The organism is Pseudomonas sp. S3_C06 (genome assembly GCF_054667675.1).
In genome coordinates this window covers 2,454,401-2,473,567 of the sequence record NZ_CP162747.1, presented here as the reverse complement: position 1 = coordinate 2,473,567, position 19,167 = coordinate 2,454,401, and the positions used below count along the sequence as shown (strand labels likewise).

8 protein-coding genes are annotated in these 19,167 nt (G+C 56.4%); 7 read left to right on the top strand and 1 reads right to left on the bottom strand.

From position 1 onward, the window contains the following. Positions 1–13: 13 nt before the first annotated feature. Complete coding sequence (pyk, locus tag AB4N44_RS10835) at positions 14–1,465, bottom strand: pyruvate kinase (RefSeq protein WP_460108959.1); 1,452 nt, start codon at positions 1,463–1,465, stop codon at positions 14–16. Positions 1,466–1,637: 172 nt separating this feature from the next. Between pyk and AB4N44_RS10830 the strand changes: the two genes are divergently transcribed. From AB4N44_RS10830 to AB4N44_RS10800, 7 genes are all read left to right on the top strand, one after another. After that, positions 1,638–2,024 carry a tetratricopeptide repeat protein gene (locus AB4N44_RS10830; RefSeq protein WP_007951249.1) on the top strand — a complete coding sequence of 129 codons (387 nt, stop codon included), beginning with the start codon at positions 1,638–1,640 and terminating at the stop codon, positions 2,022–2,024. A gap of 230 nt (positions 2,025–2,254) precedes the next feature. Next, complete coding sequence (locus AB4N44_RS10825; RefSeq protein WP_150774451.1) at positions 2,255–2,611, top strand: PilZ domain-containing protein; 357 nt, start codon at positions 2,255–2,257, stop codon at positions 2,609–2,611. 190 nt (positions 2,612–2,801) lie between these two features. Further along, positions 2,802–6,074, top strand: coding sequence for a hypothetical protein (locus AB4N44_RS10820; protein ID WP_460108961.1), 3,273 nt, complete (start codon positions 2,802–2,804; stop codon positions 6,072–6,074). A 124-nt stretch (positions 6,075–6,198) separates the two neighbouring features. Then, positions 6,199–9,864, top strand: a complete 3,666-nt coding sequence (locus tag AB4N44_RS10815) for a Tc toxin subunit A (RefSeq protein ID WP_460158213.1) — start codon at positions 6,199–6,201, stop codon at positions 9,862–9,864. Between the two features lie 44 nt (positions 9,865–9,908). Continuing rightward, a complete protein-coding gene (locus AB4N44_RS10810) occupies positions 9,909–13,997 on the top strand; it encodes a Tc toxin subunit A-related protein (RefSeq protein ID WP_460108964.1) in 4,089 nt (1,362 codons plus the stop codon). Beyond that, positions 13,990–17,751, top strand: a complete 3,762-nt coding sequence (locus tag AB4N44_RS10805) for an Ig-like domain-containing protein (protein WP_460108965.1) — start codon at positions 13,990–13,992, stop codon at positions 17,749–17,751. Before AB4N44_RS10810 ends, AB4N44_RS10805 begins: the two co-directional genes overlap by 8 nt. Next, on the top strand, positions 17,744–19,084 hold the full coding sequence (locus AB4N44_RS10800; protein ID WP_316916997.1) for a hypothetical protein: 1,341 nt from the start codon (positions 17,744–17,746) through the stop codon (positions 19,082–19,084). Before AB4N44_RS10805 ends, AB4N44_RS10800 begins: the two co-directional genes overlap by 8 nt. The last annotated feature ends 83 nt before the right edge of the window (positions 19,085–19,167 follow it).

Here is a 19,167-nt window from a genome sequence, read left to right as displayed (position 1 = left end):
TTCAGCGTGTCACTCAGACCTGCGGATCGCCCACGTGCAGGATCTTCATGCCGTTGGTGCCGCCGGTGGTGTGGTAGCTGTCGCCCTTGGTCAGGATGACCCAGTCGCCTTTTTCCACAACGCCGCGCTTGACCAGCTCGTCGATCGCCTTTTGGCTGACTTCGTGCGGTTCCAGCGAAGCCGGGTCGAACGGTACGGTGTACACGCCGCGGAACATGGCTGCGCGCGCCTGGGTTTCACGGTGCGGCGAGAACGCGTAGATCGGCACCGAGGAACGGATGCGCGACATGATCAGCGGGGTGTAGCCACTTTCGGTCAGGGCGATGATCGCTTTGACGCCCGGGAAGTGGTTGGCGGTGTACATGGTCGCCAGTGCGATGCTTTCGTCGCAGCGGGTGAATTCCTTGCCGATGCGGTGGCTGGAGGTTTTACCGGTCGGGTGCTTTTCAGCGCCGACGCAGATGCGCGCCATTGCCTGCACAGCTTCCAGCGGGTACTGGCCAGCGGCGGATTCAGCAGACAGCATCACGGCGTCGGTGTAGTCGAGCACGGCGTTGGCCACGTCGGACACTTCGGCGCGGGTTGGCATCGGGTTCTGGATCATCGACTCCATCATCTGGGTCGCGACGATCACCGCCTTGTTGTGGCGGCGTGCGTGCAGAATGATTTTCTTCTGAATGCCCACCAGCTCGGCGTCGCCGATTTCCACACCCAAGTCACCACGGGCAACCATCACCGCGTCGGATGCCTTGATCAGGCCGTCGAGGGTTTCGTCGTCGGCCACGGCTTCAGCGCGTTCGATCTTCGCTACCAGCCAGGCAGTACCGCCGGCTTCGTCGCGCAGTTGACGGGCGTATTCCATGTCGGCAGCGTCACGCGGGAAGGACACCGCGAGGTAGTCGACTTCCATTTCGGCGGCGAGCTTGATGTCGGCCTTGTCTTTTTCAGTCAGGGCCGGTGCGGTCAGGCCGCCACCGCGACGGTTGATGCCTTTGTGGTCGGACAGCGGGCCGCCGATGGTCACGGTGCAATGCAATTCTGTTGCGGTGGCGGTATCAACGCGCATCACCACACGGCCGTCGTCGAGCAGCAGCTCGTCGCCCACGCCGCAGTCCTTGACCAGATCCGGGTAGTCGATGCCGACCACTTGCTGGTTGCCTTCGGTCAACGGATGGCTGGTGGAGAAGGTGAACGAGTCACCGATCTTCAGCTCGATCTTCTTGTTGGCGAATTTGGCGATACGGATTTTCGGGCCTTGCAGGTCACCCAGCAGGGCGACGAAGCGACCGTGCTTGGCAGCCAGGTCACGCACCAGCTTCGCGCGAGCCTTGTGCTCGTCGGGGGTGCCGTGGGAGAAGTTCAGACGGGCAACGTCCAGACCAGCCAGAATCAGCTGTTCGAGAACTTCCGGCGAGTTACTGGCCGGGCCAAGGGTAGCGACGATTTTGGTACGACGGACGGACATGCAAAGACTCCTGAGTTCAAGCGCTAGCGAAGGCTACTATGCTCGGAGGGTGTAGTCATTGTTCGTTTGCACTACTTAATGGTTTCTTTATTGAACACGACAACTTTGGGACAAACGCGCCTGAAGATTTCCGACCATGGGTCGATACATTGCTCAAGACAGGAGAACCCTCATGCGATTCGTACCCATTGCCGCCCTTGCCCTCAGCGTCCTCGCCGTCACGGGCTGCACCCGTTGGTCGATGAACCATCATTTGAACAACGCCTACAGCGCCTATGATCGCGGCAATTGCGAGCAGGTCATGCTCGAGCTGTCCAAGGTCGAACGCGCCAGCCGCGCCCGCCCGTATGTGTGGCCGGAAGTGTCGATGATGCGCGGCCAGTGCCTTGAGCGGCAGAAAATGTTTGTCGACGCGGCGCAGACCTACCAGTTCATCATTGCCTCGTACCCCAACAGCGAATACGCCTACCGCGCCCGCGCCCGTCTGGAAACCTTGCAGAGCCTGGGCCATTACCCGACCCGCAGCGCCGCTGCCGTGGTGCGCCCGACCCGCTTCTGATGACAGTTGTCATACAAAATCTGGCCGTGTGTACAAGCTGAGCTATAGTCGAAGAACCCGGATTCAGCGCCACGTTGCTGAATCCGGAGCAACACCTGCGACTGGCAGTTGTAAGGTGACGGCGACGTAGCGACCGTCACACCGGAAGCGGGGAGAGCGGGCCGGCGATACCGGTACGTTCCGAAGCAAAGGTGCGGCTCTGTGATGGAGCCTTGCATGGCGAACTGCGCATGTTTACCGAACGGATCGAACGGCATCAGCTGCCGTACTTCCTCAGAGTGTTCAATACCGTCACCGACAAACCGATCGGCTTTCTGGGTAACGTCTCCGAAGACGGGCTGATGCTGATCAGCCAGTTGCCGATGATGGTGGGCGTGGACTTCCAGCTACGCCTGAAAATCCCCGCCAGCGATGGCTGCCAGCAAGTCATCGACTTCACCGCGTGTTGCGTCTGGTGCCATGAAGATGCCACGCCACTGCACTACGACGCCGGGTTCATTCTGCTGCAGCCGCCGGTGGAGTTTGGCCAGTTGGTGCAGGCGCTGCGGCAGTATTTCAGTTTTCAGCCGTTGCCGGCTTCGGCTTGATTCGATAGCGCCAAATGCTGGGCGGTGAGGTATCAAGCATACGTTCGCCGATTGAGAAGTTGTTTTCGCTATTGATACCGCGATTTTAATGTCAATAAGTTCTTGTTGACTGTCAGATCTGACAGTGGTCGCTCATCCCGCCATCCCGTAGTTTCGGTGCAAGTTTGTCTAATTGCGCAGGAGCACTGAAATGGACGACGAGATTGGAGAATCCGAGAGTGGGGATGAGCAGAAGAGCGAGAGTAAAGCTCAGACCAACCGCGTACCGGACGAGTCTCTCGCTGATAAGGCCTCCTTCGTCGGTGTGGGCGAGGGCGAACAATATTCCGAAGTGTTTTGGGACAACGCTGTCACCACGACCCTTTATCAGATTCACCCACGCGTGCCGTCCCTGACAACCTTACTGGAATGTCAATACAAGTTTGAAAGTGGCAAGATTCATGTGAGGACCGTAAAGTACAAGATGACTACCCGCGGTGGGAACTGGGATCGCGCTAATATTGATGTGGTTCTTAATGCTGGTGAATATGAACGAAAAAACTCACCGGACACGATGAGGCAGGACGCACAGTGGCATAACTATGAAGTTATCCTGAGCGTGCCACTTGGCACGTATGGCGTAGAAGTTTATCTGCAGATGCGTATTCAATATGACGGAACTGATAATGATGTCGAAGATTGGGAGGGTTGGAGTGATAAAGTTATTCCCGCACAGCCACCCCTCATAAAAAGTCCGTCATCAGGTCAGTTAGTCAGTATGCCTTTCGATGTTGAGGGCACAGGTTATTTGCCAAGGGGTGTTATCTATCTGTTAGGTGTGAGTGGCACCTATACGGTTACACTGGCCACCGCGAGTCCGACAAGTAATGGTGGTTGGACTGCACCTATCACATTGCCATCGAACATTACGTCTTTTTTTGCGCGTCAGCATATAGGTTTCGAGATATCGGTTGGATCCGATGTCGTCACGATACGAAAATCGCAGACTGCGATAACGTCACCCTTGGCAAATACATTGGTGAATCACTCTCAGTTGATTTTCAAGGGAATCCGTAACACGAAAGCAAAAATTTCGGTACAGGACGCGCGCAATAATAATGAAACGTTGACCGCAAGCGATAATTTCAACACCCTCACTTGGGTGCTTCCCCTTAAGTCAGGGAAGTTCTTCCCCTCCGGTAACTTTTTAGTTAGAGCGCAAAACATTTCGGACGGTCAATACTCTTATTCAAACGAGGTGGCCTTGACGATGTTGGGTTTTCCCGCCATCGGCGATTCCGAATTTGTGCAAGAGGCGACGTTCGACCTTGAAGGCGATAATGGATTGCCTGGTGCCAAGGTCGAAGTTTTTGAGGATCTGACCCGCATCCCATTAGGTGTAAGTGACGTGCTGGCAAACGGTAATTGGCTCGTCAAGTTGAAAGGCTTGAAACCGGGTCCGCTCTCTCTTGTTGCTGAACAGACGCTCGTAGGTCTCTCTTCCGAGGCAATCAAAGCCCATGCTTTCCGCATTCGTCCTCCCGAACTTGAAACGCCAAAGTTCGAATTTCCTGTCGCAGAAACAGTGCAGTTCTCCGGCACCGGCCACTACGACTCGAGACTCGCCACGCGGATCCGGTTCATCGTCAAAAGTTACCCAGACGTCACGCCACCGGATACGCCTTCCATCGTCACCGTGCGAAACGATGGTTCTTGGGACGTAACAGCAACAGGCTGGGGGCTGGGCAAGTATACAGTCCAGGTTGTGCAGGAGATCGCGGACAACGACAGTGGCTGGATCGAGTCGCAGCCCCGTGAATTCACGATCAACAACGACATGCCGCCTGTCACCGATGTGGATTACACCAAGGACTACCAGCCAACTTTCAGCGGCAAAGGTTACAACGGGGCTACCGTCTCGCTCAAAGACTCGGGCGCAAACGAAATTGCACCAAGCGTGGAGGTCCGCAATGGCCAATGGTCGAGCCGGGCACTGGAGCCATGGGGGCCAACCAACCAGCGGAAAGTTCACATTACCCAGAGTCTGGGGGACCATTCATCAAAACCACCCTGTGAATTGCTCGTGTCGATACCGCCCCTGCCACCAACGGTGGAGAAACCACCTGAGGAAGGCTTGAAACCAATGTTTCGTGGCACTTGTATAGAGGGCGCCACGGTGAGCATCACCTTTAGCGGTAACAACACTTTCTATTCCGGGATTGTGGTCAAAGGCACATGGACGTTCCAGCGTCCTGTGGCGTTCCCCGCTGATATTGCCCAAACGATCCTCGTCACCCAGAAATTTGTCGAGCAGCCCTCGGATCCGCAGTCCAGAGATTTCACGGTTTATCCGGTCATGCTCAAACCGGTCATCACCCACCCGGCCGAGAGTGATGTAGGGGCGGATGTGGATATCAAAGGCAACGACGGCGTGAGCGGGGCCACGATGCAGTTGTACGAGGCGCAGTTTCAACAAAAAGTGGGAGATCCGCTGCTCTTGGGCGAGGACGGTGAATGGGAAATTCGACTGACCGGTTTGAAATTCGGCCCGTTCACGATCTACGCGAAACAGGAGCGCAATGGGCGTTCGTCCGAAGAAAGTGAACGTCGTAGCTTCAACGTGATGGTGCCGACGCCGAAAATCACTACGCCAGGTGCAGACGGCAAGCTAACTCGCACGGAGATACTTCGAGGCACTGGTCTGCCTTCCGCGCGGGTCGAGATCTGGTTCGAGGGGGCTGACGAACCGTGGTTGAGCGATATTCCAGTGAGCGCAGGTCGTCTTTGGCAAGGAACAGTGACGCAGCCTGTGGGCACCTACACGATCCGCGCCCGGCAACTTTTTACAGACGGTAACGTTACACACAAGTCCAACTTCACGGAAAGTCTGACCTACGACGTGACCCCGGCAGCGCCTACTATCGAGACCCCGATCGAAGGCGAACACGTCGGCCGGAAGGTGGTCGTGTCAGGTTTCGGTGTTCCGGGTGACACCGTTACGGCGATGTTGGGGATCGCCTCGAATAGCGCGCTCGTGCAGGAGGATCGAACCTGGTCGGTCGCAGTGGAGGCTCAGGCTGACGGCAACCTGGTTCTGGAGGTGAGAGCAATGCTTGATGGCTTCGAGTCGGAACCTGCCACGAGCAGTGTCGTGGCGGGCGTGTACTTGCCCATCATCACGGAGCCGGCAGAAGGGCGTTGGGTGCATGATCCGGTGGTCTTTGCCGGCACGGGCGAGGAAGGCATCGGGCAAGTCACGAGCTGGTTCAACACGGAGTTGAAATGGACGCCGTTGCTGACCGTTGAAGCAAAGCAGTGGCGTGGCGCATCAGGGGAAGTTCTGCGCCCCGGCGGTAATTGGTGCCGGTTCCGGCAAACTCTCACACTGGGCACAAGGTTGTCTGATTGGGCGAATAGTGCACGCTTCGAAGTCATGCCGATTCCCGGCGCGATATCCAGTCGAAAAGATCCGACGAACGGTTAATAAACCTGTCATTTCTGACAGTAGACGTCTAAGGCAATTCAGCGCCAAATCGATTTGAACAAATGGGCTGCCTGACCACTATGTCGGGCAGTTCAGGCCAGCTCTCGCCTCAAGGAATCTGATCATGGCTGATCCGCGCCGTCCCGGTCTGCAACTCTACGAACAGTTGTTTCCCGATGAGACATACGCTCAAGACGCTGGTTTGCAACAGCTCAAAACCTACCTGAAAGACGGCGGTTCAATTTTGCCGTTGGTGGAAAAAGGCGTGGCGCACCTGAGTAGCAAATATCAACTGACCCAGACGGACGCCCAGCAGTTTTTGCGGCGTGCCAACAGCATGGCCACGTACCTGAGCCGTGAGTATATCGAGGAGCAACTGCGCGATGGCGATGGCGTGTCCGGGCCCTCGAGTGGATTGTTGTCAATGGGAGTTGGTCCGCAATATGAGCGGCTGTTTCAGACCGGCTTCAACAAATTGGCACCACCGGACTCTTTGGAGTCCCTCATATCCCCGGTGGCCTACCTGATCTTTTTATTGCTCTGGATTCAAGACCGCATCGAGCCTGCAGCGGACGAGTCGAGCTTCCCGCTTAAAGGGCGTCGTGCTGATCTGATGGACCTGTCCGTGGATTTCAATGCAGTGTTCCGGTCGGTGTCCGCGGTGGACATCATTGTCTCGGTGCTTGAGCGTTTCATTACGGAACATCCGATAGGAGAACCGCCGAGAAAGACAATCGAAGAGGTTTTGATTGACGCACGTTACCCCAATGGTCTGCCTTACTATCAACACTGGGTCACCCTTGACGGAGTTGCGCAACTCAACAACTTGTCAGTGGGTGATTTTGCGCACACGGTTCAGTTGGCCTACCCCTATTTTTTGAAAACCGCGACCTGGTTCGATGATGCCGAACGTGCGCTGGCGCATTCCTCGCGATTTGGACCGTATCAACGCACCGTGTTAACGGAACCTGCTGTCAAGTTTGCGGACCTTAGCGCGTTTTATCGGGATAACTACGGTGAAGACATAGAGGAGGGGCCGGGGGCGTATCAGAATCTGAGTCAGATCCCGCACTTCGCTGAACGCACAAAGCTAGACACACTGGCGATTGAACGTTTGCTTTCCGTTCGCGATTTTGCACCGCAGCTTTCGCCCAATTTCAAGTACGTTGAAGATACGTCCACGCAGCCGGAAAGCGGACGATCGGGGTCGATTTACATCAATGCCAATACTTACCCAGGCGTAAGTATCACCCTTGCGGATGATGACGTTCCAGCGGCAATCCATCGGTTGTCCATTGTCGCCAGCGATGAGGCGGGGCTTGCCGCCTTCGACCGAATGAACCGCATGGTGCGCCTGTGCAACTGGATGGAACTGCCCAGTGATCAGGTAGACGCCTTGCTGGCTGCAGCGATCAGGGCGGAAGGACGCGGCGGTGCGGATAACACGCAATGGTGGATAACTGACAATGTCGTACACGCCCTCGGGCTGTTCCAGACGTTGCGCGAACGCTACAACTGCACGGCGGCGGACTTCGCGGTGTTCATCGACCAGTTGGGCATCTACGGGCGCGGCGAAGCGTTATCGCAATTCGATCAGGTGTTCAACCGTCAAGCCAGCTATGGCGAACCTTTGTTGCTGGATAATGGTGAGTTTCCGGTGATACCCGCACCGGGCGAGGTCAATCTGACTATCAGCCAATTGTGCAGTGGCCTGGGGATTGATACGCAGACTTACCAGTATCTGGCTTCGCAAGTGGCCAAGGCTCACAACATCAGTGACAACAAGTTCAAGCGCAGCCTGCCGATTCTTTCCAGCTTTTATCGACTGGTGCGCTTGTCCCGATTGCTGAGCATCACCCCGGTCGAAGGCGTGCTGATGCTGCTGCTGACGGGTGGAGAAGACTGGCTCAATGGTCTGGCCGGTATTCCGAAAATCGACTCGACCGACAGCAAGACAGCGGACGTTCTGAACATTATCGACGCCCTGCAATCGTGTGTGCGGTGGTGCGAGCAAAGTAACTTGCCGGTGCTGTGGGTGTTGCAACACGCGGCAGCCCCTCAACCTGCCCGCGAGGCGTCCGAGCAAGACCGGCAACTGTTTGAGCAGATACGCAATCTGCTGCCGACGGCGCAGTTTTCCAATGCGGCCGTTCTGATGGCCGGTTTGCCGCCTGCCGGTGCCGCCAGCTGGCTGGACTTTCTGGTGGCGAATCCCGATGGGTTGAAGGATGTTGTCGATGTCGATGGGTTAGTGCTGGCGCCGAAAGGGACGCTCGAACAGTACCTGATTGATGCGCAGAAAAGGGTGGAGTGGGCCATTGATCAAGCGCTCGGTTCCCTGGAACCGGAGTTGCGCACAAGTCTGGCCAACACCCTGTTGAAAGTGCTGCTGGATGCCAGGGATGCCCAGGTGTCATTGGTCAAGGAAACCCTGGCGGTTTATGCCGGAATCGGACCGGATCAGGCAATCCCGGTGCTGAACTGGGCCAACAAAACGGTTTACCAGTTTTTGCGCGAGGTGAAAACACGTATCGATTCGAGCACCGAGCAATCCAGCCGCACCCCGGATTCCGATGTGTTGCTTTTGCTGTTGGCCGACGTTCGGCGTCGCAGCGAGGTGGTTGCAACGCTGGGTCTGAGTGCAGTCCTGCTGCAGGATTATCTGGATTACGGTTACCGCGCCTGGATGGGGCAGACCAGCCAATATGCACTCACGATCAATACGCTTTACCACCTGACCACGCTTACCCGGGCATTCAGTATGAGCTCGCTGCCGGCGCAAAAGCTGCTCGACTACCTGCGCGAAGTCAACTCGCTGGAAACCTTCCTCGGCGAGCATGCGCAGCGGCTGGCGCATCAGGCTTCTACTATCCGATTGGCCGAGTTTTTCGACTGGAGCGTGCAGGAGGTGCGTGAATGCATCAATCGCATGGATTCAGAGCGACCGATTCTGAGCAATCTCAGCCAACTGGCTCTGCTTATCCGCGTTCGTGAGATGTCGGCGAAAACCGGGATGGACGCGCTGACAATTTTCCTGATGGGCGATTTGTCTGAAGAGGTCGACACGAAGGCCTATGCCGATGCCGCCGAGTTGGCCTTGCTCAGCCAATCCGAAGCGCGTGCGCCGCTTGCTCAAGTGCCGGGGGATCTGCGGCAACTTGTGACGATGAGTGTCGCTGTGAGCCCCACCGAGATTGTCGCCGGTTCCGGCGAAACCGCTACTTACACGGTCAAGCTCACAGATCCGACAGGTCCCGAACCAAAACCCTTGAGTGGCATCCGGGTGCATTTTCGCGCCAGCCTGGGCGATATCCGAACCGGCCATACCAATTACGACGGAGTGCTCGAGGCCATCTACACGCCTGGCACCAGAATGGGGGAGGACGTACCTGTTTTCTGGCTGGACCTGTTCGAACCTGAAAATGCCTCGAAGATCATCCTCACCTCCGACGAGAAGACTCTGGAATTTGTACTGAAACTGAAGTCGCCGGTGCCATCGGGCGTCGTCGCACGGGGCCAGGAAGTCGAGCTCTACGCCACGTTGATGGATCGTTTTAACAACCTTGGTGCAAACGAGCTGGTGAACTGGTTTGTCGAAAGGGGGGCAGGAGAAACAGCCAGGGTGATTCTCAGGGGACAACAGGACCTTACCAATCAGGAAGGGCTCACGCGGGTGTTCGTTTCCAGCGACACAGGGGGCACATTCGCGCTGAGTGTGCTTAGCCAGCGTAGCAAGCAAAAAGCGATCTTCGATGAGATTACGTTCGAGGGGGGGGGGCGACCAACGTGAGATGACCTCCATCCACCGTCTATTCCCATCGAGGAGCAAGGATCATGGCACTGAATCATATTGGCGATCTGCAGGAAAAACGGCGTTCCGCTTTGCTTGAATACTGCATCGGGCACGCCAGCCGGGAGAAATACTCCTTTGTGGAAACGCCGGCAGGCTTGTTCGAACTGCTGTGTATGGACCCGCTGGAAACTTTCGCAGTGAAAAGCTCTTGGGTGGCCGAAGCGACCAGTTGCGCCCAGCAGTACATTCATCGGATATACCGCAATCTTGAGCGCGGCTACGACAAGCATCAGTTTCCCGCCAGCGATCTGAGCGAGTGGGAATTGTGCAGCAACTATTCCGATTGGGCTGCGGTGCAGTTGATCAGGCTCTACCCGGAAAACTACATCAACCCGTTTGTTCGCCAACGCAAGACCAGCCTGTTCAAGGCCCTCGAAAATGACCTGAACCACACCCGCTTGAATGACGACTCCGTGCTGGCTGCCTTGCATAATTACTTGCAAAGGTTTGAGCAGACCTGTGATCTGGATGTGCTGAGTTGCTACATGGACGGTCCCACGCCTGACCGCGCCGACTACTACTTTGTCGGCCGTGAGCGGGTGCCGCCTTTCCAGTACTTCTGGCGCAAAGCCGAGATCGAGCTCACGCCGACCTGCGTCGCGGTCAATCCGGCTGCCTGGGGTGAATGGCAGGCAGTGGAAATTCAGCCGGCGCATCGGGTGCTGGATATACGCCCGGTGTTCTGGAACGGACGGTTGTGCCTGGTCTGGGCCGAATGGAGAGACAAAGTAGAAGGCAAAACAGAAGACGAAAGCATCCGCGAAAGCATCCCCGAAAGACTCGACGTCAACCTGTCCTTCATGAAGCAGAACGGTCAATGGTCGGCGCCGCTGAGTCTATACGGCGCGCAAGCCGCGGAAGGCGATGACCAGGATTTTCACCTGATTGCTTCGGTGTGGATCGATGGGATGTCTCCCAAGGGGAAGCTGGGGGTGTCGATCCCGGTAAAGGACGCGGAACAAGCATCGGATGCATCAGACGTGACACGCAGGATTTACGACGTACTGCTACGCCCCGACCTCACTGACGCAGGTGGCTGGCTGGATAGCGCCAGGGAACGCTTCAAAACTCCGGAAACGGTGCAGCATTCCTTCAATTACCAGGTCCCGATGACCAGCGTTGAAAAGCCTGAAGGCACGATGTCGGATTTTCTCGATCTTCACGCTATAGCAATACGTGAAGGCGAAAAGGATGTACTGATCGTCAATGGGTTTTGCAGACCTACGGCGCTGCCCCCTGGCGTTTCTGAAGTGTTCGAATTGAAGCTGCTGAACGGCACGGTGGCGGATCCCTCTTTAGAAGAAACGCATTCGCAAGCCGGAGGCTGGACCACGGCCTCGTTGAGGTTCGAACGTGACAAAGGTTCATGGCCGCCAGACACCACGTTAGCGTTAACCGCAGAAACGACCGGGTATGGCGGCAAGGAGTTCAAACTCCAGATCGGCAACCTGACGAACTTCACTCCGCCAAAGCTGGTAAAAAACATCACCAATGCGGCGCAGTTTCTGTCTTATGAGTTGCCGGAACCGTACCTCAATTACAGCCGCCTGAACTCACAGTTCGGTCCTGAACTGGTGCTGCGCTCCAATCGCTCCGTGGAGGCCGTACTCGACTGGGACACGCAGTTCCTTCCGGAACCACCGCCGACCGGCGCTCAGATTCACGAACCCAACGGCGCCTTCGATGGCGCCAACGGTCTGTTCTACTGGGAGTTGTTTTTCCATTTGCCGCACCTGGTGTACACCCGCATGCGCGATGAAGAACGTTTTGTCGAAGCGCAGAAATGGTTGCATTTCGTGTTCGACCCGCAAGCCATTGCAGACACCGCCAGAGCCGTTCCCAAAGTGTCGTACTGGCGCTGCCGGCCATTGGCAAACGAAGCCGGCAATCCCGGCTGTGAGGCGCTGGCCCCCGCCGATCCGGATGCGATTGGCTATTCGACACCCAAGCACTTCAAGATTTTGATGTTCTGCGACTACGTAAAAAATCTGATGATCTGGGGCGACTGGTATTACCGGCAACTGACCCGCGACAGCCTGGTGGCGGCCCGCTTGTGTTACGTGCAAGCCGAGTTCCTGATGGGCCCGGCGCCTTTGGCCCGTGCGGTGAACCGTTGGCAGACCGCCACGGTGGGAAGCCTTGTGGATGCAAGCCGCCGCCGTCCGGCGCTGGAGGCGTTTGAACAGACGCATGTCTTCAGTCTGGCGGATGTCCCCGCCGGGTCCGATATTGCGGCGAGCCTTGGTCTGTTGTCTTCCGGGCCGTTCAGGATTCCGATCGATTCGTCGCTGGTGGATTTGTTTGCGGCCCCCGGCCGGCGTTTGCACAACTTGCGCAACAACCTCACCCTCGATGGCAAGCCGCTGGATATCCCGCTATTCAGCCCGCCCACCGACCCGAACGAGTTGCTGCGTTTCCTGGCGTCGGGTGGTGTCGGTGGGCCACGGCCGATGGGCGGCCGGCTGGTCGTCGGCGCGTTCCGCTGGCGTGCCGTTCACGAAATTGCATTGCGTGCGGTGCAGGTGCTCCAGGATTTCGGCACTCAAGTGCTCAATCTGCTCGAACGACGTGATCGTGCCGAGCAGGAAGAATTGCAGCAAACGCATTTGGTCGAACTGGGCAATTACGCGCAAACCGTGCAGGAGCAGTCCATCGCTCAACTCGAGGCTGGCGTCACGGCGCTTGAGCAGAGCCGGGTCGTGGCGCTACAGCGCGCGGATGCGTACGCGCAGCGCTATGACGAGAACGTGTCGGCGGTAGAGTATCAGGTGATGGCGAGCCTGAAAGGGTCGAAAACACTTGCCTTGACCGCCAAAGTCCTCAAACCCACCGGGGCGGTTATCGCGGCGCTGCCGAAGATTTTTGGCATGTCCAATGGCGGTATGAAGCCTGAAAATGCAATCGATGCCGTGTGCTTCGGACTGGAAATCGCTTCGTCGATGCTGCAAATCGACGCCGACGATCAGGCCACTACTGAAGGCTACCGTCGCCGTCGTAACGAATGGGGACTGCAGCGTGATCAGGCCTTGGCCGAGGTGGACGCCCTCAACGCGCAGATCGAGGCGCAGCGCCATGCGGTCAGCGCCGCTCGCTCAAACCTTGCCCAAACCCTGCGGGCCAACGCTCAGGCGCTGACGATTTACAGCTATCTGAAAAATCGCGCGGGTAATGCCGAACTGTTCGGCTGGATGCTTGGCCAGCTCAAGGCTTTGCATTATCAGGCATACGATGCCGTCATCAGTTTGTGTCTCAGCGCCCAGGCATCGCTGAATGCCGAAACCGGTGATTACGACACGCAGATTCCGTTGCCACAGGTGTGGCTGGATCAGCGTCATGGTTTGACGGCAGGCGAGCATTTGCGTGCGCACTTGCTGCGTATGGAGCGCGAATATTTACAACGCTACGAGCGGCGACCGGAATTGGTGAAAACCATTTCCCTGCGCGAGTTGTTCAACGACGAGTTCGACCCGCAGCCAGGTGTCGACAGTTGGGAGACTGCGCTGGGTCTGCTACAGAGAGACGGCACGCTGGAGTTCCAGCTGACTCAGTTGCTGTTCGATCGTGATCATCCGGGACTCTTCTGCCGGCAGATCCAGTCGGTGGAAATCGACCTGCCGGTGCTGACCGGACCGTTCGAGGATGTGCGGGCCGTCTTGCTGCAGATCGAAAGCAAGACGGCGACCCGTGCTACCACGCAGTCGGTGCAGTACTTGCACAACCCCGGGAAAGTGGCGCCGAGCGATGTGTTGATCAACTTGCGCAGCGGCCAGCAGATCGTCCTCTCGGCAGGGATTGCCGACAACGGTCTGACGGCCATGAAGCCCGATGATGGCTTGCTCAATCCATTCGAATACACGGGTGCCGTGTCGAAGTGGCAACTGTCTTTTCCCTGGCATGGGAAGCGGCCGCAGGCAGACATGCTGCGCTCCATGACCAACGTCATCGTGCGTGTCCGCTACAGCGCAAAGATCGGCGAGACGACCTTCGCCAGCAAAGTCAAAGACCTGGTCAACGAAGCTGAAACTGCCTGGCGCAACCGGCAAGTCAAAGGAGCGGGTAATCATGAGTGAACCGATCATTCAAGCGGACCAGAGTCTGATACTCAATGGTGATTTCCTCGAAGGGACAAGGGGCTGGACAAAGATCGGTTCTGCAGTCGGCACGGTGGAAGATGAGTATGTCACTGGCGAGCGGATCACACTTTTGCATCTTGCTGAAGAAAGCTGGGTCAGTCAGGAATTTGATGTCCCCAAGAAACCCGCCGATCAAGCGCAATATCGACTGAGCTTCGAGTGCGAGACGATCCACGAGCAGTCGGGCTGGCTACGGATTTTCAACGGTAAGCAGTTGATTGACGAAATAGAGCTGATACCCAAACCTGACCGCAACCTTGAGCAGGATCTGGCCCGGTTGGCAGCCGGACAACCTTTGATTTTTGATCCGGATCCATACGTACAAACGCTGAGTGCATTGTTCGAGGCTGGCGATAAGCTTCGCATCGAGATCAGAAGCCCGCCGAACGAAGAAAACGACAATTATTCGAAAGTCCGGATTGCCCGTATCGACCTCCAGTTGTATTTGGATAAGTTGAAGCTGAAAACAGTGAAACTCGATAAACAAGTGCTGGGCGAAGGTGGCACGCTTTACCTTTGCATGGGAGCAACAGACAGCGACTCACATGATTTGACCTTCGAGCCAGAGCCGGGCAACGCCTGGGAGAATACCGAGGCCTCGTTGATGCTTGTCGATAATCCACAGAAAGCGATTGGTATCATGCCGGGCCCGGAGATAGACCAGTTGCTGACAGAGCACTGGTTGCTCCACGCTCCAGTGGTGCCTGGCAAGGACTGTTATCCGTTAACGGTGAACCTGCACAGCCGCTACAACGCCGAACCTTTTACGATCGACGCATCGCTGGGCCACCACCGTCTGAAGTTTCGCGAGAGGCTGGACGCTGCGTATTACCCGATACTGAAACACGGGCAGAGCGTGCGTCTGGGGGTGCAAGTGGCGTCTTATTACACCAATCAGAGCTTCGCAGGCCTGACGGTGAACTGGTCGACGGCAGAGCACGTGTTTTCTGCCAGTGTTTCGGATGAACATGGCTGGGCCTACTGCGACTTTCAGCCGGAGACGGCGGGAGACGCGCACATCGTGGCCTCGGTCACGAGTCGATATTATGCCAGTGGCGTTTACACGGAATCGTTCACAGTACGGGTACTGGAAACTGATCCGTGGGACGAACTGCTTGCCGTTGTCGATGGGCAAGAGACTGCTTGGGATTCGCAAGGCTATCCGAACCGTGACAGCCGCCATGACGTTCAGGTACGACTGCCTGCCGATGGTTCTTTACTCGGTACCCGGCTGTCATTGCACTGGAGTGGCGATGATCACGGACAGCTCGGTGTGGACATCAGCCCGGAGCTTGAAAGCGCAGTGCCCGTCACAGAGCGGGATATGGTCTGGACGCTGGCTAGCGGGGGGGACCTTGACGGTAAATTCACACTATCACTGGTCTGCTCGGACTTGCTGCTGCCGTCCCCGGGCAGACCGATGTCGCTGGCGCGCAACCGGGTCAGGATCGGTGAAGTGCACGAAGCCAACAAATGCCCCGTGGTCGATGAGCAGGAAAGTGTGTTGTTGCGCTTGCAAGTGTTGCATGAGACGGCATTCGGTGACGGTGATCCGGTTCGCAACGCGTCGGTCGAATGGCACACGCCGCAAGGCGTCATTAATGCGTGCAGTGGCGATGGTGGTTGGGCGAGCGTGCTCTATACGCCGATTGAAGCCGGCAATCTGAAGGTCACGGCTCACGTCAAGGCGCACTCGGAATCCGTGCCGATCACCCGGCCGTTCGACGTCCGGGCGCTCGCTTCCAGTCCCTGGAAAACCGAGGTCGAGATCCTGCTGGACGGGGAGATTGTCAAGCGTAATACGCTCGGAGTGGTCTGCCGAAGAGGACATTCGCATACCCTGATCGTCAAACCCGTCGAGGAAAGTTCCTGGCTTGATAAAAACATCAGCTTGCACTGGCGTGGCGATGATCCCGGTATCGGTCTGCAGCTCTCGGAGCCGGGAGTAGGCAAACCCTTGTCGAAAGAAGGCGTGCAATGGACGCTGAGTTCAGAGGCGGTCAGCAGCATCAGCAGTCTGTTTGAGCTGGAACTGCGTCTGGAAAGTGTCGAGGTTGTCCGGGAGTTGTCCGGGCGCTTGCTTTCTGCTCAGTTGAGTACGGAATTCAGCTTTCTGCTGGATCAGATTCGGGCTGAGCCGGACGAACAAGCGCTGTATCCGTGTCTGGGGGCCACCCACAGCTTCAATGTAATGCCCGGCGCATTGAGCCCGCTGGTGGGTTTGCAGGCCGTGCTGACCCGCTCCGACGCCCCGATTGATGCCTTGGGCGCTCCCGTTGTATCGACGCTGGATACTTCAGAAACGTTGACCGACGGCGGCGCTATCTGGACGCTGGACTTTTCTGCAAGCGAGCAACCGGCTCGCTTCGAGCTGGTCGTTGCCTTGCCCGAACTGGATTTTGTCGCTCCTGCCAAGCCCATGGTGTTGGCTCATAACAAAGTAAGGATTCACGCTGTGCGCGAAGCAGCCGTGGATCCGGTCGTCGCTACGGCCGGATCCACGGCTCCTGCCTGGCTTTGGGTTCAGGTGTATTCGCATTTTACCCAGCGCCCGGTGGAACAGGTTCCGGTGAATTGGTGGGACGGCGTGAATAGCCCGACCACGTGGACCGATTCAGAGGGCTGGAGCGGTTTTGGTTTTCGGCCGCTTGCCGGCGGCACGCATTCGGTTATTGCGCTGGTAGATAGCTACTTTGACGGCAACGAAGACAGTCGCATGGTAACCGTCAATGCGCTGAAAACAGACCCGTGGGCGGGTTTGATGGTCAGTTTTGACGGCAAACGGGAACAGCCATGGGGTGAAAGAACCTACTTCCCGCGTCATAACGGGCAGCACCGGATTGACCTGAAAGTCCCGTCCGACAGCGATTTGCTGAATTACGGTCTGGCGTTGGGAATGACGGGAGCCGGGCCAGGGGAGCTGGGAATGCGCTTCGATGAACCCAAGCTCGGCGAATTCAGGCGTTTCAACGAGGAAGAGAAATTAACCTTCAACTATTACTCGGTCGGTAACGCGAAGAACGGCAGCTTCGGGTTGTGCTTTGCGTCTGAACGGCTGGCGAGCCTGTCTCCCGTTAATGCGATGTCTTTGGGAGAGGGCGCGCAGGTAGTGAAAATTGCCGAGCGTTCGCGAATCAGCCAGACCTTGTTGTGGGGCGAGGCGGTTTCGGAACAGATCACCATTGTTTCAGTCATCAGCGGCAGACCGATGGCCGGGGTGATCGTGACATGGTTCAGCCCGGATCTTGGTGAAGTGACAACCACCACCAATTACTACGGTGTGGCGCGCGTGCGGTTTGTACCGACGACACCTGGTGCATTTGAGCTGACCGCAACGGTGGGCGAGGCACTGCATTCGGAGTCCATCGCCATACCGCTTTACCTCAATCAACCTCGGCAAATCCTCTCGCTCACCAGCCCCAAGCCCGGTGGTCACCTGGGCGAGCGGGTTTCAGCGACCGTCAACGTAGTGTCGGCCTTGACCTCTGAGCCTTTGGAGGGGGTCGAGGTGCAATGGGAATACCCGACATTGAATCTTGCTCCCACTACTACAGATGTCGACGGGAACGCACGGATAGAGTTCAGGATGCCTGGCCTTAGACGTGGCTGGCTGGATGCTTATGTCCCGGGCGGATACAGCGGCTGGGAATTCAAAACGCTCGAATTTGAATTGGTGCCAACAAATGTCTAAATCTATTGATTCCAATACTTGGCTGCAAGAATTCATCCCTCTCGTTAATGGCCAAACAGTCGAATGGGATGAGGTGAAACTGAATCTGATGAAGGGTGAAACCTGCACAGTGGGGCTGCACTATAAATACAGTTGGTTGATTGGCACGGACGAAGGCTTTCTTGCTTTGGAGTGCAAGTCGGGCACGGAGCGGGGTTTGATTTTTGATCCGCCGTTGGGACAGGAATGTGAGATGGCTGAGGGCACTACCTCATTGAATTGGCGTATCACGAGCGACTCATCTGACATCGGTCTTTTTGAATTGCAGTTCGCGCTTCCAAAGTATTCTGAGCTATCGAAGTCACCGTTAATACCGGGGCGATTGATCAGTAACTGGTCAGACGGCTTCATTCCGTACATCAATGGGCAGCCCGTCGATTGGCCAGATGTGAAGCTGGACTTGTTGGTAGGACAGACCCGCACGTTGAGGCTGCACTATGAAAATAGCGATTTGGTAGGGAAGCCCGATGGCTTCCTTGCTTTGGAATACAAGCAAGGTGCAGAGGGGCGAGGGCTGGTTTTTGATCCGCCATTGGGCCAACCGTGCGAGATGGCAGAGGGCACGCAGTCTTTAAGTTGGGTTATTTCGAGTGACCATGCTGATATCGGTGGTTTTGAGTTGCAGTTTGTCCTGCCGAAATTTTCTATGGCTTCGGAGTCGCCGTCATTGCCATCAAGAGTGATAGGCCACGACGAACTCATATTTATGTTCGATACGTTCCTCATCAAGCCTCGCCAGAGCAGTTTGCGTACAGAGCCCCTTTCCTCTTACGAGGTTTCTTATCCATGTCTCGGCGCCGTACATAATCTGCAGCTGTCTTTGAAGCCTGACTCTCCATTGGTCGGGCGCCGTGCGAAGCTGATATGGAGCGGTGAGCCCCATGATGTTCTGGGCGTCGAGATTACACCGGGTCTTCAGGATGTAATTGAACTTGATCAAACAGGGGTGTCCTGGAAGCTGGATTTTAGCAAAGCTACCAAGCAAGCACTGATCTACCTCCAATTGCAAGTTCTGGATCTTGAATGGGTCTCGGAAAGATTGCCTTTGGATTTGGGTCATAATTTGGCGACTGCAACAAAGAAACAAGCTGATGGCAGCTTTGCCTATGCTATATCCGCTACTTCGGTCCATCTAAACAAGCCGGCCCCCGGTGTAGTTATCTGGGTAACATGGTCGAGCGGCGAGCAATATATTGTTACCGGAGTGGATGGTAATGTAATTTGGGAGCATTTCTTCACGGATCTGAGATTCAGAGTCTGGAATAGATATAACTCTACTTATGTGAATGTGTAGCGTAAGTCAGTAGTTTTCGAAACCGGTTAGCTCCATTTCGTCGCATGCAATTAACGGCGGTTACTATGGATGTAGCGGGTGGG

Excerpts from the sequence above, each read along its gene's own strand:
- pyk (WP_460108959.1), bottom strand. The coding sequence starts at position 1,465 with ATGTCCGTCCGTCGTACCAAAATCGTCGCTACCCTTGGCCCGGCCAGT.
- AB4N44_RS10830 (WP_007951249.1), top strand. The coding sequence starts at position 1,638 with ATGCGATTCGTACCCATTGCCGCCCTTGCCCTCAGCGTCCTCGCCGTC.
- AB4N44_RS10825 (WP_150774451.1), top strand. The coding sequence starts at position 2,255 with ATGTTTACCGAACGGATCGAACGGCATCAGCTGCCGTACTTCCTCAGA.
- AB4N44_RS10820 (WP_460108961.1), top strand. The coding sequence starts at position 2,802 with ATGGACGACGAGATTGGAGAATCCGAGAGTGGGGATGAGCAGAAGAGC.
- AB4N44_RS10815 (WP_460158213.1), top strand. The coding sequence starts at position 6,199 with ATGGCTGATCCGCGCCGTCCCGGTCTGCAACTCTACGAACAGTTGTTT.
- AB4N44_RS10810 (WP_460108964.1), top strand. The coding sequence starts at position 9,909 with ATGGCACTGAATCATATTGGCGATCTGCAGGAAAAACGGCGTTCCGCT.
- AB4N44_RS10805 (WP_460108965.1), top strand. The coding sequence starts at position 13,990 with ATGAGTGAACCGATCATTCAAGCGGACCAGAGTCTGATACTCAATGGT.
- AB4N44_RS10800 (WP_316916997.1), top strand. The coding sequence starts at position 17,744 with ATGTCTAAATCTATTGATTCCAATACTTGGCTGCAAGAATTCATCCCT.